Here is a 23,166-nt window from a genome sequence, read left to right as displayed (position 1 = left end):
TTAAGGAATCGTAATTTTAGAACCAATTAGAAAGGTTCTCCTTTTTAATATTGATTGATTAGACCCTGTCTTCTCCGAGACAGGGTTATTTACATTTTTCTTTTATTAGTTATAGGCTCAGAAATTTTAATATATTTAGATATTAAATAACCTCTTAACCCCTTAAATAATGATTATAGTTGCTATTATCATCGGTGTGCTGTTAATTTTCGGAATCAGCATATACAACTCACTTATTGGTAAAAAAAATCAGGTAGCAAATGCCTTTTCTGCCATTGATGTAATGCTTAAAAAACGTTTTGACCTGCTGCCTAATTTAATTGAGACAGTTAAACAGTATATGCAGTATGAAGGAGATCTTTTAACTAAAGTGGTAGAACTTCGCGCCAAAGCTGCCAGTCCAAATTTGAGTAACGAGGAAAGACTAGATCTTGACAAACAACTGGGTTCCAGTGTTAAAGGTTTAATGGTTAACGTAGAAAACTATCCTGATTTAAAAGCCAACCAGAATTTTCTGAATTTACAAAGTACATGGACGGAAAGCGAAGAACAAATTGCAGCCGCAAGAAGAACTTACAATGCTTCTGTTACTGATTACAACAATGCCATCATGATGTTCCCCGGAAGTATTTTTGCCGGAATGATGAACTATCAATCCATCCCTATACTGGCAAACACAGAAGAAGAGCGTAAAAACATAAGTGCAAAAGATCTTTTCAATAGTTAATGGCAGAAGAAATTGCGGTGGAAGCCTCTATGCAAAGTGCACTTAATGAGCTTGAAATACAGAGAAAAAAGATTTCAGAATTAAAAACAAAAGCCTATCTGTTCCTTGCTGCGGGAGCAATAATAATAGCTATTGGCGTTTTTATGAGCAGTCTGTTAATTGCGGCAGCCATAATTGGCGGGGCTTCAATAATTACCTCCGTTGTTTTTTTTAGTAACGCGGGGCAAAAATTCACCGAGTACAGACATGAATTTAAGCAAAGGGTAGTTGCCATAGCCTTAAAATCTGTAGACCCAAGTTTAGAGATTGAATATAAATATGGTTTGCCCGAGGATGACTTTATTAATTCCCAATTATTTACTCAGCAGCCTGACAGGTATAGCAGCCAGGATCAAATTTATGGTAATGCAGGAAAAACATGTTTTTCTTTCTCTGAAGTTCATGCTGAATACAAAACTGAAACACAAACAAAAAATGGCAGACAAGAGCATTGGCATACCATTTTAAAAGGAATTGTATTTTGTGCCGACTTTAACAAGCATTTTAATGGAATAACAGTAGTAAAACCAAAGGATATGGGAAGTACTTTGGGTGCATGGATATCCGATAAAATGCCCATCTTTTCTTCATCTAGTAAAGAGCTGGTAAAACTAGAGAATCCTGAATTTAATAAAGCCTTTATTACCCACTCAACCGATCAGGTCGAAGCCCGGTACATCCTTACTCCTACAATGATGGAAAGGCTATGCGAATTAAACAACCAAAGTAACGCCACTATTTCTGTATCTTTTATTGGCACGTATGTTTACATCGCCTTTCCTTTAGAAAAAGACTATTTTGAACCTCCTGTATTTAAAAGCCTGCTTACAACCGAATCATTAAACGAAGACCTTAATGTAATCCGTTTTATGTATGGAATTATCAATGAATTAGACCTGAACACAAGAATCTGGGGAAAAGAATAAAAGCAGCACAATAAAAAAGTCCCTTTCGGGACTTTATATTATTTAGATAAATACATTGATTTGTCTTTAACCAGTTTTCTGAAGTAAGGATCCTCAGTGTCTTTGATGAATCTGATGGCCTCGCCTGTCGACTTCATTTCCGGACCTAGTTCTTTTGTTACCTCAGGGAATTTATAGAAAGAGAACACAGGTTCTTTAATGGCATACCCTTCTAGTTTACGCTCTATAGTAAAGTCTTTCAGTTTATTCACGCCTAGCATCACTTTAGCAGCAATGTTAATGTATGGTACGTCATAAGCCTTAGCAATGAAAGGAACAGTTCTCGAAGCTCTTGGATTGGCTTCAATCACATATACTTTCTCATCTTTAACAGCAAACTGGATGTTTAACAAACCAATTACATTTAATGCTTTCGCAATCTTTTTAGAGTAAGTCTCCATATCGTTCATTACCTTTTCAGATAAACTGAACGGTGGCAATACCGCACTCGAGTCTCCAGAGTGAATACCCGCTGGCTCAATGTGCTCCATCAATCCAACAATATGCACATCCTCTCCGTCACAGATCGAGTCTGATTCAGTTTCCTCAGCTCTATCCAGGAAATGATCAATCAGTACACGGTTACCAGGCAAGTCACCCAGTAATTTTACGACTGCTTTCTCCAGGTCTTCATCGTTAATTACGATACTCATACCTTGTCCACCCAATACATAACTTGGTCTTACCAGTACCGGATAACCAACTTCATTTGCTACCACAATTGCCTCTTCAGCATTTTCTGCAACACCATATTTAGGATAAGGAATTTCTAGTTCTTTTAACAAGTCAGAGAAACGGCCCCTGTCTTCAGCTACGTCCATATCGTTGTATGAAGTACCAATGATCTTGATGCCTTTCTCATGTAGCTTTTCAGCCATTTTAAGTGCAGTTTGTCCGCCAAGCTGAACAATTACACCAATCGGATTTTCAAGTTCTATGATCTCACGTACGTGCTCCCAGAATACAGGCTCGAAGTACAATTTATCAGCCATGTTGAAATCTGTAGATACAGTTTCAGGGTTACAGTTGACCATAATCGCTTCAAATCCGGTTTCCTTGGCTGCAAGTAATCCATGTACACAAGAGTAATCAAATTCTATCCCTTGACCGATACGGTTAGGTCCCGAACCCAGCACAATCACTTTCTTTTTATCTGAAGGAATCGATTCATTCTCTTCTTCAAAAGTTGAATAGTAATAAGGTGTTTGTGCGGCAAACTCAGCAGCACAAGTGTCTACCATTTTATAGACACGTCTGATTCCCAATGCTTTTCTGCGCTCGTAAACCTCGTCTTCCGTTACATTTCCAAGCAAGTAAGAAATCTGTACATCAGAGAAGCCTTTCTGTTTTAATGTAAGCAAGAAATCTTTGGGGACATTATTCAGCGAGTAACGCTTCAATTCCGTTTCAAGTTGAACAAGTTCATGAATCTGTGAAAGGAACCATTTGTCTATACGTGTTACTTTTCGGATAGATTCCAGTGGAACACCCATTGACATGGCATCTTTTATTAAGAATAAACGGTTCCAGCTTGCGTGCTCCAAACCATTCATAATCTCTTCGACGTTTCTGTTGTGTTTCCCGTCGGCACCCAATCCTGCTCTGCCGATTTCCAAACTCTGACAAGCTTTCTGTATTGCTTCAATAAAAGTACGACCGATTGCCATTACTTCACCTACAGATTTCATCTGTAAGCCAAGTTCTGTATTTGCACCTTTAAACTTATCGAAGTTCCAACGAGGAACTTTTACGATTACGTAGTCAAGGGTAGGTTCGAAATATGCGGATGTAGTTTTTGTAATTTGATTTTCCAGCTCATCCAGGTTATACCCGATAGCCAATTTAGCTGCTATTTTTGCAATTGGATATCCCGTAGCCTTACTTGCCAGTGCAGATGAACGTGAAACCCTTGGATTAATCTCGATCGCGATGATCTCATCGTTATCAGGATTTACCGAAAACTGCACATTACAACCTCCAGCGAAGTTTCCTATCGCACGCATCATTTTGATCGCTTGGTTACGCATATCCTGATAGCAACGATCAGACAAAGTCATTGCCGGTGCTACAGTAATAGAGTCTCCTGTATGGATACCCATTGGATCGAAGTTCTCAATTGAACATATAATGATCACATTATCGTTGCTGTCTCTTAATAGTTCCAGCTCATATTCTTTCCATCCCAATACTGCCTGCTCAACAAGCACTTCGTGAGTTGGAGATGCTTCAAGACCACGTTTTAACGCCTGATCAAATTCTTCTTTTTTGTGAACAAAACCACCACCAAAACCACCCAGTGTATAAGAAGGGCGGATAACCAATGGATAACCAATTTCCTGCGCAGCCTCTTTACCTTCAAGGAAAGAGTTGGCAATTTTTGAAGTAGCTACGCCAACACCTATATCAACCATTAACTGGCGGAAGGCTTCACGGTTTTCAGTTTTCTCAATGGCAGCAACATCAACACCGATGACCCTAACACCATATTTATCCCAAATCCCGCGTTCAGATGCTTCGATACATAAATTCAATGCAGTTTGTCCACCCATGGTAGGCAATACAGCATCAATTTTACGTTCTTGCAAAATCTGCTCTATCGAATCTACAGTTAAAGGCCACAGATAAACATGGTCGCCAATAACCTTATCGGTCATGATGGTAGCAGGATTAGAATTAATTATGGAAACTTCAATCCCTTCTTCTTTTAAAGATAGGGCGGCTTGCGATCCTGAATAATCAAATTCACAAGCTTGGCCAATAATAATTGGGCCTGATCCGATAATTAGTACTGAGCGTATCGAGGTGTCTTTAGGCATAAGGCTTTAAAAAGTCTAAAGTTATAAGGGTAAAAAATGCAATTATTGTAGACTGGAATCGTCTTAGAGATTTCTTTGATATCATTAAAGATCCCCGACTCTTCTGTCGGGATGCAAAGTTACGCTTTTGAACGTTAAAAATCAGGTATTTTTTCAAAAACCCTAAGAAACAGAAAAAGAGGCTCAATAGCCCCCTTTTCAATGTTGAATCTAAAGAATTATTGTTGGAGTTTTATTTCCCCAACATCGGTTACCGTACTGTCAACCACAGCTACGTTCTCTACCGATGTATCTTTATACGGCGCTTTAGCTTTTACCCATACGGTATAGGTTCCCGGTTTTACATTATTTATGGTAAAAATGCCACTACTCAGATCTCCTTTTATGGTATCCGTACCTGAAACTGCAACAACCTGCAATGCACTATCTGCAGGAGAAACTTTACCTTTAATTCCGCCATCTTTTATGGTAACGAAAGCCAATAATAACAACGAAAACGCTGCAATTACCAAAAAATTCACACTTAACTTTTTCATAGGAATTTGATTTTGCTGAATAACATGGCTATTAAACCTCTAGTTACTCAGTATTATTTAACCATCATTTAGTTAGTATCATTATTCCATATCAGATTATTTATTTAAGCGCTATGTAATTACAAACAGATTAACCTAATTGTTTTTATAAAGTTCAAAAACAACTACACAAGCCTTCACTTCGTCTGAAAAACCTGTATATAATTAACTACAAAACAGCAATAAATCCTTCTTTTAACGTGATGGAATAACATTTGCATATTCTCAAACATGAAAAAGATATTGCCATTTTTATTCACAATCGCTGTAATTATGGTCGGTTGCGGAACAGTACAGTCAATTATTAAATCTACATTTCCTTACACTGCATCAATAGTTATTCCTGCCTCAAGTAAAAGTAATACTCCCATATCTGCAAAATCTGCGGCAACCAGTTTCGATGATGTTTTCGGAAATCAAAATGGAACCAATTATATTAAGGAAGTTAGAATTGCTTCAGCAAAAATGATTGCCAGCAACCCATCCAACAAAAGCATGGGAATGTTTAAGTCGGTAAAACTTTTTGTTGCAAACGGAAACGGTGATGAAGTCATGGTTGCGTCAAGAAGCGATATACAAGAGAACATTGGCTCTGAACTTGCATTAGATATAGACAATTCAAAATTCCTGGACGACTATATAAAAGGGACCAGTCTACGTGTAAGGGTTGAATATGTTTTAAGAAATACTACTAGTGCTGATGTGAGTATAAGAACATCTATAGGCTTTACATCATCGCCTAAAACACAATAAAAGATAATTAGTTTGTTTGGTTTACTATCCGACAGGGAGTTTCTTCCTGTCGGATTTTTTTTACTTTTGGCAAATGGTTGATGTTTTAAAGGATAGTTTTACACAGTTGTTTTTACAAACAGGTCTCCTGGAATGGCTAGGTGTTTTTACGGGTATATTATGCGTATGGCTTGCCGCCAAAAATAATATCTATAACTGGCCCATCGCAATAATTAGCGTTGTAATCTACATTTTCATCTTCTTCGAATCCAAGCTTTATGCCGATATGGGCTTACAGTTTTACTTTTTTGCCATGAATGTTTATGGCTGGTATTTCTGGAGTAAAAATAGAAATAACCCCGAAGCATCAAGACCAATAACTATTATTACCAAAAAAGAAATTATGCTCTCTATTTTAGGAGTAATTGTTTTCACATTAATACTAGGCTTTGTGCTAAAAAAGAACACTGATGCCTCCTTCCCTTTTTTAGATAGCTTTTGTACCGCATGTAGTTTAATAGCCCAGGTATTTCTTGCACGGAAGGTATTGCAGAATTGGCTGATCTGGATTTTTGTTGATATTATATACGTTGGCATGTACATTTCTAAAGATCTGTACGCTACAGCAATTATGTATGCTTTATATGTTTACATTGCCGCTGTAGGCTACTTAGATTGGAGGAGAACTTACCGTGAGCAAACCCATTAAAAAGATAGCTATAGTTGGGCCAGAGAGTACCGGAAAATCAACCATTACCCAACAGCTGGCAAAGCATTTCAACACTTTATGGGTACCAGAATATGCCCGTTATTATTGTGCTGCCCTAACTGAATCTTGCAATTTACAAGACGAGGTAAACATGTTCCATGGTCAATTAGCCCTCGAGGATTCCATACTTGCGATAGCTGAAAAGGACCTGATCTTCTGTGATACAACCTTCATTACTGTAAAAATATGGAGCGATGAGGTTTTTGGAGAAACCCCTCAGATTGTTCTGGATGCACTCCCTAAATACAATTATGATCTATACCTGCTTATGGATATCGATCTGCCCTGGCAGGAAGATCCGTTACGCGACTTCCCTCATAAAAGGGAGCATTTTATGCAGGTATGGCATCAGGAGCTTAAGGCCTTAAACGCATTATATGTTAAAGTTGGCGGTCAGGGAGAAGAAAGAATTAGCAATGCAATTACAGCTGTTCAATCGTTTCTGGTATAAAAACAAATTAAATCTATACCTTTGCGCTATCAAAAAGGGGTGCCTTGTTTTGTAAAAAACACAAAAGCAGGCTGAGAGCATACCCATTATATCTGTTTACAGATATATGCACCTGATCCGGATAATGCCGGCGGAGGGATTGGAGTTATGGAGTTTAACTGGGCTGTAAGTGCCCCTTACTTACAGCGGTTTAACTAAAAGAAACAATAAAGTGAAAAAATTAATGATCACGGCACTTGCTGTGTTGCTATTGCCGATTCTGGTACAGGCTCAATTCACCATTTCGGGTACAGTATCCGAAAAATCAAATGCCACATTACCCGGTGCTACCATTAAGCTAAAAAGTAAACCTGCCGGAACAACTGCCGACAAGCAAGGAAAATACGAATTAACTAACTTAAAAGAAGGAAATTACACATTATTAGTAAGCTACCTGGGCTTTCAGACCATCGAAAGGAATATTACTGTTAACTCTGATCAAACAATCAACTTTGTATTAACTCAATCTGCTTTACTTGCCGACGAAGTTATTGTAAATGCCACGCGGGCAAATGAAAAATCTGCAACCACTTACAAAAATATCAGCAAAGCAGATATTGAGCAAAACAACTTTGGTCAGGATCTTCCTTTCATTCTAAACAACACGCCTGGTGTGGTAGTTACTTCAGACGCTGGCGCAGGGGTAGGTTACACAGGCATCAGAATAAGAGGCAGTGATGCCAGCAGGATAAACATTACCATTAATGGAATCCCTTACAACGATAGCGAAAGCCAGGGCACATTCTGGGTTAACATGCCCGATTTTGCTTCGTCTGTTGATAATGTACAAATCCAGCGTGGTGTGGGTACTTCAACAAATGGCGCTGGCGCATTCGGCGGAAGTTTAAACATACAAACCTTATCAAGCTCAGAAAACCCTTATGCAGAAATAAACAACACCTACGGAAGCTATAACACCCTTAAAAACACTATTAAAGTAGGCACTGGCCTTATAGACGGCAAATGGAGCTTTGACGGGCGTTTGTCAAGAATTAAATCGGATGGGTTTATTGACCGTGCAGCGTCTAATCTTAAATCATACTTTCTGTCAGGTGCCTACCACGGAAAAACCGATATACTACGTGTAAATATATTTTCAGGAACGGAAGAAACTTACCAGGCCTGGAATGGTGTTCCAGAAGCAAGACTAAAAGGAGACATTGAAGCATTAAAGGAGCACTACACCAACAATCTCGGCTACCTGTACAATACCAAAGCAGATTCTTTAAACCTTTTCAATTCAGACAATAGAAAATACAACCAGTTCCTTTACAAAGACCAGAACGACAATTACAAGCAAAATCATTATCAGGCTTTGTATGCCAAGCAGTTTAACGAGCAGTTCTCGTTTAACGGGGCATTGCACCTAACGCAAGGTCAGGGATATTTTGAAGAATATAAAAACGATCAAAAACTTAAAAAATATGGACTCCCAGCGGTTGTAGTTGGTGGTACAACTATTGAAAAAACTGACCTTGTTCGTCGCCGCTGGCTAGACAATAACTTTTATGGTCTAACCTATGCCTTTAATTATCAACCTGAGTCTAATTTAAATTTCACGCTTGGTGGCGCTTATAATCAATACAGAGGTAAACATTTCGGAGAAATCATATGGGCTCAATATGCATCCACATCAACCAACGATTACCATTACTACGATGGCAAAGGTGATAAAGACGATTTAAACAGCTATTTCAAAGTAAATTATAATCCGGTAAGCCAGTTAAGTTTATTTGCTGATATGCAATACAGAAATGTAAAATACGATATTACAGGCACCGACAAAAATCGTAAGGGTTTAGATTTCCATAACAACTACAATTTCTTTAACCCTAAAGTTGGGGCTACCTATTTCTTAAATGATTTAAGTAATTTTTATACGTCATTTAGTGTTGCAAATAAGGAACCGAACCGTGATGATTTCACAAACCTAAAAGAAGGATTAGCTGTTCCCAAGCCAGAACGTTTAAACAATATAGAAGCAGGTTACCGTTTTAAAAACACCGATTTTAATGTTGGTGTAAATGCATACGGCATGTTTTACAAAGATCAGCTAATCTTTACAGGCGAAATAAACGAATACTCGGATGCTTACCGTCAAAATGTAGACAAGAGTTACAGGATTGGCCTGGAGCTGGATGCTTCATACATTATCAGTTCTCAATTTGCCATTAATGCCAATGCTGCCTTCAGCAGAAATAAAATCAAGAATTACATAGACTATGTATCTGAATACGACAGCGATTTTAATCTAATTAATGTTCAGGCTACAAACTATGCTAACCCAGACATTTCCTTCTCGCCAAACTCGGTGATCTTCGGTGAACTGGTTTATAAACCAATAGCTGGTTTTGCAATAGCCCTACAGAGCAAATATGTAAGCAAGCAATACATGGACAACACGCAGAACGAAAGCCGTAAACTGGATGCTTATTGGGTAAACAATGCCAGACTTGGCTACGATTTCAGCCTAAAAGGAATTAAAAATATAAACATCGGCCTGCTTGCCAATAATATTCTAAACAAAAAATACGAAAGCAATGGTTACACCTATAGCTCTATTTATCCATGGGGAACCACAACAGAGAACTTTTACTTCCCTCAAGCCGGAACTAATTTCTTACTTTCGTTAAATTTGAAATTTTAACCCTATGAAAAAGTTCATCGAAAAACTACATTTTATTACACACGATATTGAACAATTAACACATATTGAGCAGGTAGAAATTGCTTGCGAAGCCGGAGCAAAGTGGATTCAATACCGTTGTTTAACTAAAAATGACGATGAGCTTTTAGAAGATATCAATGTGATTGCTGAAATCTGTGACGATTGGGGAGCCACCTTAATCGTTACAGATCACATTCACCTTAACGGCAAAGCCGACATACAAGGGTTTCATATTGAAGATATGGATGCCGATTTCACAAAACTTAGAGAACAACTAGGCGAGGCCGTAACCCTTGGTGGTTCTTCTAACACCATTGAAGGTTTAATCAGACTTGCTGCTGAAAGAGCAGACTACGCCGGATTTGGTCCTTTCAGGGAAACCACCACCAAGCCTAATAATGCACCCCATATTGGATTGGAGGGATACAAAAAAGCTGTAGCAATCCTAAGTGAAAAAGATATTACTTTACCTGTTTTAGCCGTTGGCGGGGTTACCAGTAACGATATTGATGCACTTATAGAAACGGGTATATTTGGGATAGCAGCCTCAGCAGCAATAAATCAGGCTGAAGATATGAGAGAGGCATATCTTACATTTTATGATAAGATTATGTAATCTATCAACTACATTTGTTCAAAATATTTTTTCTTTTGGACAATACCGAAATCATAGAAAAACCTGATCCCTACGCCGCCCTGCGATACAGAGACTTCAGATCTTACCTTGGCATGCGTTTCTTTTTTACGTTTGCATACCAAATGCAGGCAGTTATTATTGGCTTTCACATTTACCATCTAACCAAGAATCCGCTTGCCTTAGGATTAATTGGCCTTTGCGAAGCCATTCCTGCTATCAGCATTTCATTATATGGAGGCTATGTTGCCGATAAATCAGAAAAACGAGGGCTCCTCCTCAAAATATTTTTTGGAGTATTTCTTTGCTCGCTGATAATGCTTGTTTCTACAACCAAGCAAATGCACACATATATCCCCACAAGTTATATTGTACCAATTATGTACCTTATGGTTTTCGGAATAGGTATAGCAAGGGGCTTTTTTAGTCCGGCTTCATTCTCTATAATGGCGCAAATTGTCCCTAAAAAACTATACCCTAACTCAAGCACCTGGAACAGCTCAAGCTGGCAACTGGCTTCAATATTGGGCCCGGCATTTGGCGGGCTAATTTATGGGTTCTATGGGATTACAGTAACTTATTGTGTAATACTCACATTTATATCCATTTCACTTATCTGCATCTTCTTTTTAAAGCCTCATCCACCCACCTATATACCAAAAGAAAGTATAGTAAAAAGCCTTACCGAGGGCGTACACTTTGTATTCAAAAATAAAATGATGCTTGGTGCAATGAGCCTCGATCTGTTTTCTGTATTTTTTGGTGGAGCAGTTGCACTATTACCTGTGTTTGCTAACGACATCCTCAAAGTAGGCTCAGAAGGCTTGGGGTTTATGCGTGCTGCCGCTTCTCTTGGAGCGGTACTAAGTATGCTGGTTATGACACGCTTCTCTCCAATGAACAAGCCATGGAGAAACCTGTTAATAGCTGTAACAGGATTTGGAACAAGCATCATCTGTTATGGTTTGTCCAAAAACTTCTATTTAACACTTGTGCTTCTATTTGCAGAAGGAGCCTTTGATAGTGTAAGTGTAATCATCAGATCCACAATTATGCAACTGTTAACGCCAGATGAGATGAGAGGGCGTGTATCAGCTGTAAACAGTATGTTTATTGGCTCCTCAAACGAAATTGGCGCGTTTGAATCAGGTTTAACCGCAAAGCTGATGAGAACAGTACCTGCAGTAGTATTTGGAGGTAGCATGACCATTATTGTGGCGGGTATTACCTACCTTAAAACCAAAAATTTGACCAAGCTAACCCTAAATGAAATAAACGAGCAGAATACTTAATCTTAAACAATAGATAACCTTTCGCCAACCTGCTGTCTCCACATAGCATAATATAACCCATTCTGAAGCACAAGCTCATCATGGGTACCTTGCTCAATTACATGGCCTTTTTCGAGCACATAAATCCTATCTGCATGTTTAATTGTCGATAAACGGTGAGCAATCAATATCGTCATATGGTTATCTATATCAGAAACCTCTCTGATAGTTGCCGTAATTTCCTCTTCAGTTAAAGAATCCAATGAAGATGTAGCCTCATCAAAAACCAGGATATCCGGCCTGCGCAATAATGCTCTGGCGATAGACAAACGCTGCTTTTCGCCACCCGAAACTTTTACTCCACCTTCACCAATCACAGTATCCAAACCTTTATCAGCCCTTGCCAGTAAATTCTGACAAGCCGCCTGATGTAACACCCTCATACACTCCTCATCGTTTGCATTTGGCCTTACAAACTGCAGGTTCTCTCTAATAGTTCCAGAAAACAACTGCGTATCCTGTGTTACAAAACCTATTTTTTCTCGTAATACATCCAGGTCTATATTTGTAGCTGCAACTCCATTATACTTAATCGCTCCGTTCTTAGGTTCATATAAACCAACTAAAAGCTTTACCAGGGTTGTTTTACCGGAACCTGATGGACCAACAAATGCAATTGTCTCGCCAATATTAGTTTCGAAATTAATACTATGTAAGGCATTAGTAGAGGCAGATTGGTGTTTAAAGCTAACTTCATTAAATTCAAGCTTCTTAATTTTAGCTATAGAAGCCGGATTATCAGGCTTCTTATCTTTTGGAATAGACATGATCCGCTCAAAATTATTTAGCGACACCTCTGTTTCTCTGTAAATATTGATGATATTACCTAGCTCCTGTAAAGGGCCAAAAATAAAGAAGGAATATATAAACAACGAGAAAAATTCGCCTACGGTAATTCTTCCTGCAAAAATGAGGTACATCATTAAAAAGAGTAAACCGTTACGCAACAAGTTCACAAACGTTCCCTGAATAAAGCTTAAACTGCGTATATATTTTACCTTTTTAAGCTCCAGCCCCAGGATTTTGGTAGTTGTTGTATTTAACCTGTTAATCTCCTGCTTTGCAAGCCCCAGACTTTTTACCAGCTCTATATTACGCAGAGATTCTGTAGTGGACCCCGCAAGGGAAGTTGTTTCTGCTACAATATTCTTTTGAACTTTCTTTATACGTTTACTTAAAAAAGAACTCAAAAACCCAAGTAAAGGAATGGCCGAGAAATACACAACCGCAATAACCCAATATACCGAGATGGCATAAACCGTAACAAAAATAATCCCTATTATACTGGTAAATAAAACATTTATTACCGCCTGAACAAGCTTCTCCGTATCAATTCTAACCTTTTGCAGTATACCTAATGTTTCTCCGCTTCGCTGATCTTCAAAAACCTGATAAGGTAATTCTAAGGAATGGGCAAGACCATCAGAATATATTTTAGCACCTAGTTTTTGCGTAATCACGTTTACATAGTAGTCCTGAAAATTCTTGGCTATACGCGATACCATTGCAGCACCCATGGCCAGCAAAATAAGTACCCCTGCTCCCTTTATAAACTCGTCGGTAGTAAAATGTTTATAGTTGGTAACGTATTTATCAATGATCAGACGAAAAACATATGGATCAAGAAAAGAAAATATCTGATTAACTGCAGCCAGAAACAAGGCGAGCACAATCAGTCCCTTATAATTTTTTAAATAGCTGTATAAGATCTTCATAAGTAAAATTTGTTAAAAATAAACAAAGGGAATGAAGCATTAAGCTCATTCCCTTTAATTTACCTATAGATTATAATCTTTGACTTAAACAGTCATGATATCTTTCTCTTTTGCTTCAGCATGCTTATCGATCTTAACAATGTAAGCATCAGTAATCTTTTGAACTTCAGCCTCACCGGTTTTAATCTCATCATCAGAAACACTTTCGCCTTTCAATTTTTTAACCTTTTCGTTAGCATCTTTACGGATGTTACGAACGGTGATGCGGCCTTTTTCAGCTTCTTCTTTAACTTTTTTAACTAAATCCTTTCTACGTTCTTCAGTTAAAGGTGGAACTACCAGACGAATAATAATACCATCATTTTGAGGATTAATACCAATGTTGGCTTCCATAATTGCACGTTCAATAGGAACTAGCAAAGCTTTTTCCCATGGCTGTATAAGCAATGTACGAGCATCAGGTGTATTGATACTTCCAACCTGGCTTAAAGGAGTTGGATTTCCATAATAATCAACCATAATACCATCCAGCATCCCGGCTGAGGCCTTACCTGCACGAATTTTCGTCAGTTCCGACTCGCAGTGCAAAATGGCTTTTTCCATGGTAGCCTGAGCATCTTGTAATTGTTTCTTTATGAGGTCATTCATGATGTGTAAAATTTAACCAAACTTATATAAAATATTGTTATTAGTTTTTAACAAGGGTACCAATGCCATCGCCATTAGCGATTTTCATGAAATTACCCGTTTTATTCATGTCAAAAACAATAATTGGCAGTTTATTTTCTTCGCAAAGTGTAAAGGCAGTCATATCCATTACATTTAGCCCATTAGCGTAAACTTCTTTAAAAGTAATTTCAGAATATTTAGTTGCTGAAGGATCTTTTTCCGGATCAGCGGTATAAATACCATCAACACGGGTTCCTTTTAAAACAACATCTGCTTTTATCTCAATTGCACGTAAAGCAGCTGCAGAGTCAGTAGTAAAATATGGATTTCCGGTACCGGCTCCAAAAATTACAACACGTCCTTTTTCAAGGTGGCGCACAGCTCTTCTGCGGATGAAAGGCTCACAGATCTGTTCCATTTTTATTGCCGTAAGTAATCTTGTTTTAAGGCCTACTTTTTCAAGTGCATCCTGCAAAGCCATACTGTTAATTACCGTGGCCAACATACCCATATAATCAGCTTGAGCACGGTCCATTCCAGATTTTTCTGCACTTAAACCTCTAAAAATATTACCACCACCAATAACAATTGCTATTTCAAGGCCTTTGTCATGTACTGCCTTAATGTCTTCAGCATACTGCTTTACAACCTCATTATCAATACCATACTGCTTATCGCCCATTAGCGATTCGCCACTTAATTTCAATAGGATCCGTTTATACTTCATGACTCCAAAAATAACTATTTGTTTTAATTAATAAGGCTCAAATGTTCAACTCCCTCAGCAAAAACTTTTAACAGATCTAATTTATCGGAAAGTAACACCAAATCAGCCTTGCTGCCAACCTTTAAACTACCTGTTTTTTCATTCAGTCCCATAAGCCTTGCCGGGTTTAACGTAGCTAAATTAATCGCCTCTGATAATGGAATATCACAATGTGCTACGCAATTTTGCACAGCTTGCAGCATCGTAATATTAGAGCCTGATAAAGTTCCATCAGGGGTAATGAATTTCTCGCCTGAAAGTTGATGCTGATAAGGACCGATATTACATGAGGTAACAGCATCGGTTATCAAAAACATTCTTTCTTTGAGCAACTTATAGCTCATTTTAACAATTTCAAAATCAACATGGTTTCCATCTGCAATAATACTTGCCATTGCTGTGGAGTGACTAAACACTGCTGCAGGTAAATTCGGAGACCTGTGATGTATAGAAGGCATTGCATTAAATAAATGCGTGGTGGTTTTAAAGCCTCTATTATAAGCGGTAGTGGCTTGTTCAAAATCGGCGTCGCTGTGTCCCAATGACAACACTATACCATTATCAACAAGATAATTTATTACCTCATCATCCTGCAGCTCTGCCGCTATGGTCATCATTTTTACCGTTCCATCCGCATATTCAAGCAATCTTTTTACTTCATCAAGAGACGCTTTACAAATGAATTTTTCAATATGGGCACCCCTTCGTTTCGGATTGATGTATGGACCTTCCAAATGTAAACCTAAAAACCCTCTGGCTTCGCTGCGATAAGCTTTTGCCGCAGCAATAGACAGATCAACAACCTCAGGTTTATTTGTTGCCACGCAAGCTAAAAACCCTGTAGTTCCTTTACTTATCAAATCCAAATCCATTTGCCTTAATGTTTCTGCAGTTGGATAAGCAGAAAAGAGATCCTTTCCGCTACCATAAATCTGAAGATCAATAAAACCAGGACTAAGGTAACTTCCCTCTGCGTCTACAATATTAAATCCGGAAGGAATCTCTTCAGTACTTATTTTCACTATCTCACCACCATCGATTAAAACATTATGGCCTGCAACCTGCAACCCATCGGCAAAGAACTTACAATTTTTAATAGCTAACATAGAAATACAATTATGCCCAAACTTATATAAAAGTTTTTAATAGAATGTTTCCTCCACAAAAAGAGGGTGTATCATGATCATGACACACCCTCTTTTCATTTATATTAAAAGCAATTAAGCTCCTAACTGGATACGTTTAAATGCAGTAACGGTTAAACCGTTAGCTGTATCATTTAAGAATTTACGAACATCTTTAGATGAATCTTTAACAAATTCCTGGTTTAATAAAGTACTGTCTTTATAGAATTTATTCAATTTACCAGCAGCAATTTTTTCTACCATTTCTTCAGGTTTACCTTCAGCACGGATTTGTTCTTTAGCGATTTCAGTTTCACGCTCAATAGTAGTAGCATCAACATCACCTTTATCTAAAGCAACCGGGTTCATAGCAGCAATTTGCATTGCAACATCTTTACCAGCCTCATCAACACCAGCAACATCTTGGTTTAAAGCAACCAAAACACCTAAACGGTAGTTACCGTGGATGTAAGGAACAACTTTCTCACCTGATACAGATTCGAATTTAGAGATACCGATTTTCTCACCGATTTTACCAGTGTTTTCGATAATGATATCAGAAACTTTCTGACCATCAATTTCTAAAGATAAAAGCTCTTCTAAAGAAGCAGGGTTTTTATCAATAGCTAAATCAGTAAATTTATTAGCCAAAGCAACGAAATCAGCATTTTTAGCAACAAAGTCAGTTTCGCAGTTTAATTCAACCACAACACCACGTTTGCCATCAGCTGTAGCTTTAGCAATAACAACTCCTTCGTTAGAATCACGATCCTGACGTGAAGCTGCTACTTTAGCACCTTTTTTACGTAAGTAATCAACCGCAGCTTCGAAATCACCGTTAGCTTCGATTAATGCTTTTTTGCAGTCCATCATACCAGCACCGGTTTGTTGGCGCAATTTGTTTACATCTGCTGCAGAAATTTGTACTGTAGACATTTTATTTCCTTTTTAAGTTATTATCAAAAATTATGGGTTGTACGTGATAGTTGTAAGTAAAACCTCCAACGCACAGCATACAACCCAAATTATATTATTAATTAAGCTTCTTCGCTTGTACCTTCTTCGGTTTCAGCTTCGCTACTTACTTTTTTTCTTCTTGCACCAGGAGCAGCAGCTTCAGGAGCATCAGCAGCAGCTTTAGCAGCTACAGCTTCTTTTTCAGTTTCCTCGTCTTTTTCACGTTTGCGCTCATCTAAACCTTCTTCAATTGCTTTGATGATAACATCAGTAATTAAAGAGATAGATTTAGTTGCATCATCATTCGCAGGGATTGGGAAATCGATGTTTGAAGGGTCAGAGTTAGTATCAACCATTGCAAAAGTTGGAATGTTCAATTTCAACGCTTCGCTAACAGCGATGTGCTCTTTTTTAACGTCAATTAAAAAGATAGCAGCAGGTAAACGGTTTAAATCCGCGATACCACCTAATAAGCTTTCTAATTTGATACGCTCGCGCTGAATCATTAAACGCTCCTTTTTAGAAAGGATTGAATAAGTACCGTCTTTAGTCATTTTATCGATGGTTACCATCTTTTTGATTGACTTACGTACGGTAGCAAAGTTAGTTAACATACCACCTAACCAACGCTCAGTTACGAAAGGCATGTTTACTTTTTTTGCTTGCTCAGCAACAATTTCTTTAGCTTGTTTCTTAGTTGCTACGAAAAGAATCTTACGACCAGATTTAACGATCTGTTTGATTGCTGAAGCAGCTTCTTCAGTTTTAGTTAAAGTTTTATTTAAATCTATAATGTGGATACCATTGCGCTCCATGAAAATGTAAGGCGCCATTTTTGGGTTCCATTTACGGGTAAGGTGACCAAAGTGTACACCTGCATCCAATAAGTCTTGATATGTAGTTCTTGCCATTGTTTTGTCTCCTTAAGATTAACGTTTACTGAATTGGAATTTCTTACGTGCTTTTTTACGTCCTGGTTTCTTACGTTCAACCATACGCATATCACGGGTCATTAACCCTTTAGCACGTAATGCTGATTTTTTCTCAGCATCTAACTCAACAATAGCTTTAGCGATAGCTAAACGAACTGCTTCTGCCTGACCTTTAACACCTCCACCTGCTACATTTACAGTAACATCATACTGACCAACTAGTTCAGAAACTTCGAACGATTGGTTAACGATGTATTGTAATGGTAACGTTGGGAAATATACTTTATGGTCTTTACCATTTACGGTAATAGTGCCGTTGCCTTCTTTTAAATAGATACGTGCAACAGCTGTTTTTCTTCTTCCTGAAGTATTTGTAACTGACATTTCTTCTTTAATTAAAGTTTAATGGTTTTTGGTGATTGTGCCGCGTGAGGATGCTCTGAACCTGCATAAACATATAAGTTGGTGTATAATTTAGCACCAAGTTTAGTTTTAGGTAACATACCACGAACAGCTTTCTCGATAACACGTTTTGGGTGTTTTGCCAATAACTCTTTTGGAGAAATGAAACGTTGACCACCTGGGTATCCGGTGTAAGAAGTATAAATTTTTTCTGACAATTTATTTCCTGTCAACTTAACCTTGTCTGCATTAATAACGATAACGTTATCACCGCAGTCTACGTGTGGGGTATACTCAGGCTTGTTTTTACCACGGATGATCATTGCGATCTTCGATGACAAGCGCCCCAAAATCTCGCCTTGTGCGTCAACAACAACCCACTGTTTGTTAACAGTTTTTGCATTGGCAGAGACAGTTTTGTAACTTAACGTATTCACTTGCTTGTATTTAATTTGTTTAACAATTATTTATTCCCCCTAAATTTTAGGGACTGCAAAGATAGTGTAATATCTTTAATTGTCAAATAGTTGAAGAAATAATATTATTATAATAACAGGAAACTATTGCGATCAATTTTTTTCCAGGCAATGTTTATACAATGTTTATACAATCAAAAACCGTTTAAACGCTGTTTTATCATTTTATAATTTACCCCGTTTAACGGGTTATCTTACCGATCTATAACCAAGTTCCGCACCCCCGCTAATCGGTAAAATTGTTCCTGTAATAAATCTTGCTTTTTCCGAAAGCAGAAAAACACAGGCATCAGCAATTACATCTCCTTCAGGGCAATAACCCAAAGGGTGGATATCATCAAGATATTGCTCAATTGATGCTGTATTTGATTGCTCCTTACTCCATTGCCTTAACATTGGGGTCCATACTCCAGCTGGCAAAACAGCATTTACCCTTATTTTATACTGAGCATAATCCAATGCCATGGATTTGGTAAGCGCATTCATCCCCCCTTTAGTTGCTGTATATGCTGCATGATTGTCCTGTCCAATCTCCCCAACAAGGCTGCTTGTATTTAAAATACATCCTTTTGATTCCTTTAATGCTTCAAATCCAAATCGGGTTGTATGCAGTACACTCTTCAAATTCACATTCATAAGTTGCTCCCACTCCTCATCACTGGTTTCGTGCAGGGGTTTAGAAGGCGATGCAATACCTGCATTATTGTGTATTGCATCCAGCCCGCCATAATACGCCAGGGTTTGCGCAATAGCACTTTCAACTTCATTAGCTTTCGATACATCACATACAATTCCAAGATGCGAAGAACCTAATAGACTCAGGGCATCTGCAACAGGTTGGGCCGAAGATGCAGCAACAACCACATTAGCTCCAGCCTCAGCATAAGCCTTTGCACACTCTAAACCAATCCCTGTCGAGCCTCCCGTGAGAAAAATAACTTTACCGGATAATAATTGCATGTTTAATACTTTCTATAAATTTTAATTATTTACTATTTAAAAGATCACCGTTTTAATCGGTATGGAAAACCTCTTCCATATTTGTCCAGATCTGCTTTTTGGCTGCCGTTTCTGGTAATGGCTGCTGGCATGGATCTGTTTCTTTCCACCATTTTTGAGTATTTGGATCATCTGCCATCTTTTTCATATCAGCATCAAAATTGGCTCCCGTGTATTCAAAATAGCTAAACAGATAATATGCATCTCCTATTTTTTGCAGGTAGATAGAGTAATTCCTGATGTTACATTCCTTTATTTTTTTCAGAACAGAGGGCCAGGCATTGGCATGCAATTCCTTGTAGTAGTCCATTTTTTCGGGTTTTAACCCTGTTACCGAACCAAATCGTTTTACATCAACCGATTCTGTTTTCTCTTTACAGCCCGCCAGAAAAAGGCCGGCAAAAAATACAATAAGAAGATATTTTTTCATTTTATCTGAATATATAGTACAACACCCCGGTAACTAACAAAAGTAAGCCCGACAATACTTTATAATTTCCTAACCCTTTCCAGGCAGGGCCTCGAAGAGGTTCCAATGGCGATTTCCAATAGAGCTGGGAACTTTCTTCTGTATGCTGCACCGGATATATGTAAGAAAAACTTATCTGAATAATCACACAGGTGCAAAAAAGATAGAATGCCATCATCATAAAAGGTATATGACCGATAAGCGTTTCAGGAAATATTTTGTTAATGGCGAACACCACTACACCTAAAGCTGAACCTATCCACAAAGTTAATTTAGCCGATTGGGCTGATGCACCCTTCCAAAACACTCCTAGCAAAAACACACAAGTAATTGGAGGCGCTATATGGGCTATAACATCATTAATACCGCTAAATATACTTTCATACTTATCAAGCATAGGCAGTAATGCCAATGAAAACACCATGGCAACACCTGCTGATATTTTACCTATCCTTATCAATTGTTTATCTGATGCTTCAGGTCGATAACGCTGATACATATCGTAACTCACCATGGTTGAAATGGAATTCAGTGCTCCTGAAACCTGACTCATCAAGCCAGATAAAAGTGCCGCTACCAAAATGCCAATTAGTCCTGATGGCAATAACTGGGTTATCATCAGCGTATAGATCCCTTTTGAATTTACATTCCCCTTATCATCCAGGCCTAAACTACTTACATCTAAATGTCCTGATTGCGCTAAAGTATAAGCCAGTAGCCCAGGTAAAACGAAGATAAAAACGGGTAATATCTTTATAAATCCGCAAAATAAAGGACCTATTCTTGCATGGTTCTCATCTTTAGCACCAAGCACACGTTGCACAATAGTCTGATCAGCACACCAGTACCAGATTCCCAAAATAGGGTAGCCTAAAAATACGGTATACCAGGGCATGCCGCTGCTATCGCCATGCGGGCGCATCATCGAGAGCTTATCCAATTCACCTTTGCTTTTCAACACTTCGGTCATTGGCCCCCATCCGCCCATTTTATGGAAGGCAGCATAACTAATAATAAAGGCCCCGGTAAGTAAAACCACGGTCTGAATAGACTCGGTTACTACCACTGCTTTTAGTCCGCCTATAATGGTATAAATAGCTGTAATTATACAGATAACGATTACGCTTACATACATGTTTAGTCCAAAAAGCGTTTTTAGAACAATACCTCCCGCCAGCATAGAGAACGCGATATGAATAATTATTGCCGAGACTACTGAAATAATAGCCAGCCAGTCGCGACTGGAACGATCATAGCGTTTTTCCAGAAAATCTGGCAGGGTAGCCACGCCTGATTTAATATAAAATGGAACAAAGAACAGCGACAACAAGATAAGTGTAAAAGCAGCCATCCATTCAAAATTACCATTAAGCAGGCCACTGTCGAATCCGCTTTGCGCCAGGCTTACCAAATGAACAGTAGAAATATTTGTAGCAAAAAGTGCCAGACCTATTGCCGGCCACTTTAAGGTTTTACCTGCCAGAAAATATTCACCGGCAGCATTTGCCTTGCTTTTACGCCGATGGCTGATCCCTGCCCATAAGCCTATGACTAAAATGCCCAGGATATAGAGGATAGTAATACTTAAGTCTAGTGATTTTAACATTCCTAATTTCTGAGGTTTAACTTAATGGCTTCAGGTCACTGCTACTGCCAGGTTCCATTGGTGTTTTATATACCCCGCCTTCTATAATTACCGGATTTACAAAATGCTTTTGCAGATGTGGAATATGCTCTAGAAACAAAGCCTCATGCCCCATTGTAATGTGGTTAAACAATACCAGGTGCTGATGAAGCTGTCCCATATCGCCAACATGTGGAACTACTGGAATTCCATATTTTCGGCATAGCAGACTTACGGTAATAAATTCACTTACTCCACCCACTCTTACTGCATCTACCTGCATAAAACCAGCAGATCCGGTTTGCAGATAGTTCTTAAAGATAATCCGGTTTGGCACATGTTCTCCTAATGCCAGCTTAGTTGGGGCAATAGCATCGGCAAGTGTTTTATGTGCAAGCACATCGTCAGGGTGGGTTGGCTCTTCAATCCAATAAGGGTTCATACCCTGTAGCTCTTTACATATTTTTAGCGCCTGTGGTAATGTCCATTGCTGGTTTGCATCAAGCATCACCTTCACATTATCGCCCGCTACTTCACGCACAATGTGCGATCTGCGGATATCTCTTTGAGGATCTGTACTCCCTACCTTCAGTTTCATTGCAGTAAACCCCTCTGCAATGGCCTTTTTACAATTTTCACGAACCTTATCATCTGAATAATTGAACCATCCTATTGAAGTGTCATATCCAGGGTAGCCCTGCGCAGTAATTTGCTTACGCGATTCCTTTCCCGGTTCATTATCAGTTAATAGCTGTAAAGCCTGGGCAACCGTAAGTTCATCTTCCAAATAAGACAGATCGAGTGTATTAACTATTTCCTGTGGCGACAAATCAGTTAATAATTTCCAAAGTGGCAGCCCTCTCTTTTTAGCCCAAAGGTCATAACAGGCGTTGGTAACAGAGGCAAGTGCCAAATGTACAATACCTTTATGTGGCCCTAACCAGCGAAACTGCTGCTCGTTGGACAACTGATTAAATACATTTCCAAAATCAGACATCAATTCCTCAATATCTCTTCCTTTAAGCTGCTCTGCATAAAACTGTGCAGCTTTGCATACAAGATCATTTCCCTCTCCAAGAGTAAATGCAAAACCCGTTCCCACAAGACCACTATCATCAAGCAGATTCGTTACTGCGTAAGAATATATGGGGTCGCGATGTATGGCATCGCTGCCTGCTCCCTTGGCTAATGGAAACCTTGCATCCTGTATATTTATCTTTTTAATCATAAAGCTAAATTAGCGTGTTAACCTTTTTTAAACAATGAATTATACTTCTGTTTTAATGA

At 38.5% G+C, this 23,166-nt stretch carries 22 protein-coding genes; 8 read left to right on the top strand and 14 right to left on the bottom strand.

The annotated features are described in order from the left end of the window. The first annotated feature begins 169 nt into the window (after positions 1–169). Complete coding sequence (locus CPT03_RS19375) at positions 170–727, top strand: LemA family protein (RefSeq protein ID WP_099440373.1); 558 nt, start codon at positions 170–172, stop codon at positions 725–727. Continuing rightward, positions 727–1,692: a DUF3137 domain-containing protein gene (locus CPT03_RS19370; RefSeq protein ID WP_099440372.1), complete on the top strand. Its 966-nt coding sequence runs from the start codon at positions 727–729 to the stop codon at positions 1,690–1,692. The genes CPT03_RS19375 and CPT03_RS19370 overlap by 1 nt, the downstream gene beginning before the upstream one ends. Positions 1,693–1,730: 38 nt before the next feature. Here the strand turns inward: CPT03_RS19370 and carB are convergent, their stop codons facing one another. After that, positions 1,731–4,547: a carbamoyl-phosphate synthase large subunit gene (gene carB, locus CPT03_RS19365; RefSeq protein WP_099440371.1), complete on the bottom strand. Its 2,817-nt coding sequence runs from the start codon at positions 4,545–4,547 to the stop codon at positions 1,731–1,733. 218 nt (positions 4,548–4,765) lie between these two features. Continuing rightward, positions 4,766–5,083 (bottom strand): hypothetical protein, encoded by a 318-nt coding sequence (locus CPT03_RS19360; RefSeq protein WP_099440370.1) that lies wholly within the window; start codon positions 5,081–5,083, stop codon positions 4,766–4,768. A 270-nt stretch (positions 5,084–5,353) separates the two neighbouring features. On the opposite strand from CPT03_RS19360, the gene CPT03_RS19355 reads away from it, so the two are divergent. The 6 genes from CPT03_RS19355 to CPT03_RS19330 all read left to right on the top strand — a co-directional run bounded on the left by CPT03_RS19355 (position 5,354) and on the right by CPT03_RS19330 (position 11,707). Next, complete coding sequence (locus CPT03_RS19355; RefSeq protein ID WP_099440369.1) at positions 5,354–5,875, top strand: hypothetical protein; 522 nt, start codon at positions 5,354–5,356, stop codon at positions 5,873–5,875. A 73-nt stretch (positions 5,876–5,948) separates the two neighbouring features. Continuing rightward, on the top strand, positions 5,949–6,563 hold the full coding sequence (gene pnuC, locus CPT03_RS19350; protein ID WP_099440368.1) for a nicotinamide riboside transporter PnuC: 615 nt from the start codon (positions 5,949–5,951) through the stop codon (positions 6,561–6,563). Then, entirely contained in the window at positions 6,547–7,074 is a 528-nt protein-coding gene (locus CPT03_RS19345) for an AAA family ATPase (protein ID WP_099440367.1), read from the top strand. The genes pnuC and CPT03_RS19345 overlap by 17 nt, the downstream gene beginning before the upstream one ends. A 211-nt stretch (positions 7,075–7,285) precedes the next feature. After that, a complete protein-coding gene (locus CPT03_RS19340; RefSeq protein ID WP_410522616.1) occupies positions 7,286–9,760 on the top strand; it encodes a TonB-dependent receptor in 2,475 nt (824 codons plus the stop codon). A 4-nt stretch (positions 9,761–9,764) separates the two neighbouring features. Next, the gene (locus tag CPT03_RS19335) at positions 9,765–10,397 is read left to right on the top strand and encodes a thiamine phosphate synthase (RefSeq protein ID WP_099440366.1); all 633 of its coding nucleotides are present in this window, start codon (positions 9,765–9,767) and stop codon (positions 10,395–10,397) included. A gap of 35 nt (positions 10,398–10,432) precedes the next feature. Further along, positions 10,433–11,707, top strand: coding sequence for an MFS transporter (locus CPT03_RS19330; protein WP_245869898.1), 1,275 nt, complete (start codon positions 10,433–10,435; stop codon positions 11,705–11,707). A 2-nt stretch (positions 11,708–11,709) separates the two neighbouring features. Here the strand turns inward: CPT03_RS19330 and CPT03_RS19325 are convergent, their stop codons facing one another. The 12 genes from CPT03_RS19325 to CPT03_RS19270 all read right to left on the bottom strand — a co-directional run bounded on the left by CPT03_RS19325 (position 11,710) and on the right by CPT03_RS19270 (position 23,107). Beyond that, positions 11,710–13,461, bottom strand: a complete 1,752-nt coding sequence (locus CPT03_RS19325; RefSeq protein ID WP_099440364.1) for an ABC transporter ATP-binding protein — start codon at positions 13,459–13,461, stop codon at positions 11,710–11,712. 84 nt (positions 13,462–13,545) lie between these two features. After that, on the bottom strand, positions 13,546–14,109 hold the full coding sequence (gene frr / locus CPT03_RS19320; RefSeq protein WP_099440363.1) for a ribosome recycling factor: 564 nt from the start codon (positions 14,107–14,109) through the stop codon (positions 13,546–13,548). Between the two features lie 40 nt (positions 14,110–14,149). Beyond that, entirely contained in the window at positions 14,150–14,857 is a 708-nt protein-coding gene (gene pyrH / locus CPT03_RS19315; protein ID WP_099440362.1) for a UMP kinase, read from the bottom strand. A gap of 23 nt (positions 14,858–14,880) precedes the next feature. Next, complete coding sequence (nagA, locus tag CPT03_RS19310) at positions 14,881–16,002, bottom strand: N-acetylglucosamine-6-phosphate deacetylase (protein WP_099440361.1); 1,122 nt, start codon at positions 16,000–16,002, stop codon at positions 14,881–14,883. 114 nt (positions 16,003–16,116) lie between these two features. Next, entirely contained in the window at positions 16,117–16,956 is an 840-nt protein-coding gene (gene tsf / locus CPT03_RS19305; protein WP_099440360.1) for a translation elongation factor Ts, read from the bottom strand. Between the two features lie 101 nt (positions 16,957–17,057). Beyond that, on the bottom strand, positions 17,058–17,888 hold the full coding sequence (gene rpsB / locus CPT03_RS19300) for a 30S ribosomal protein S2 (RefSeq protein ID WP_048907934.1): 831 nt from the start codon (positions 17,886–17,888) through the stop codon (positions 17,058–17,060). Positions 17,889–17,906: 18 nt separating this feature from the next. Continuing rightward, positions 17,907–18,293 carry a 30S ribosomal protein S9 gene (rpsI, locus tag CPT03_RS19295; RefSeq protein WP_099440359.1) on the bottom strand — a complete coding sequence of 129 codons (387 nt, stop codon included), beginning with the start codon at positions 18,291–18,293 and terminating at the stop codon, positions 17,907–17,909. Positions 18,294–18,304: 11 nt separating this feature from the next. Then, complete coding sequence (gene rplM / locus CPT03_RS19290) at positions 18,305–18,748, bottom strand: 50S ribosomal protein L13 (protein ID WP_099440358.1); 444 nt, start codon at positions 18,746–18,748, stop codon at positions 18,305–18,307. Between the two features lie 228 nt (positions 18,749–18,976). Further along, complete coding sequence (locus CPT03_RS19285) at positions 18,977–19,747, bottom strand: SDR family NAD(P)-dependent oxidoreductase (protein ID WP_099440357.1); 771 nt, start codon at positions 19,745–19,747, stop codon at positions 18,977–18,979. A gap of 52 nt (positions 19,748–19,799) precedes the next feature. Beyond that, positions 19,800–20,216, bottom strand: coding sequence for an L-rhamnose mutarotase (locus CPT03_RS19280; protein ID WP_099440356.1), 417 nt, complete (start codon positions 20,214–20,216; stop codon positions 19,800–19,802). Between the two features lies 1 nt (position 20,217). Then, positions 20,218–21,861, bottom strand: a complete 1,644-nt coding sequence (locus CPT03_RS19275; RefSeq protein ID WP_099440355.1) for a sodium:solute symporter — start codon at positions 21,859–21,861, stop codon at positions 20,218–20,220. A gap of 16 nt (positions 21,862–21,877) precedes the next feature. After that, entirely contained in the window at positions 21,878–23,107 is a 1,230-nt protein-coding gene (locus CPT03_RS19270) for an enolase C-terminal domain-like protein (protein ID WP_099440354.1), read from the bottom strand. Between the last annotated feature and the right edge of the window lie 59 nt (positions 23,108–23,166).

It is taken from the genome of Pedobacter ginsengisoli (genome assembly GCF_002736205.1).
In the GTDB taxonomy this organism is placed as follows: Bacteria; Bacteroidota; Bacteroidia; order Sphingobacteriales; family Sphingobacteriaceae; genus Pedobacter; species Pedobacter ginsengisoli_A.
This window is presented reverse-complemented; position numbering and strand designations above follow the sequence as displayed.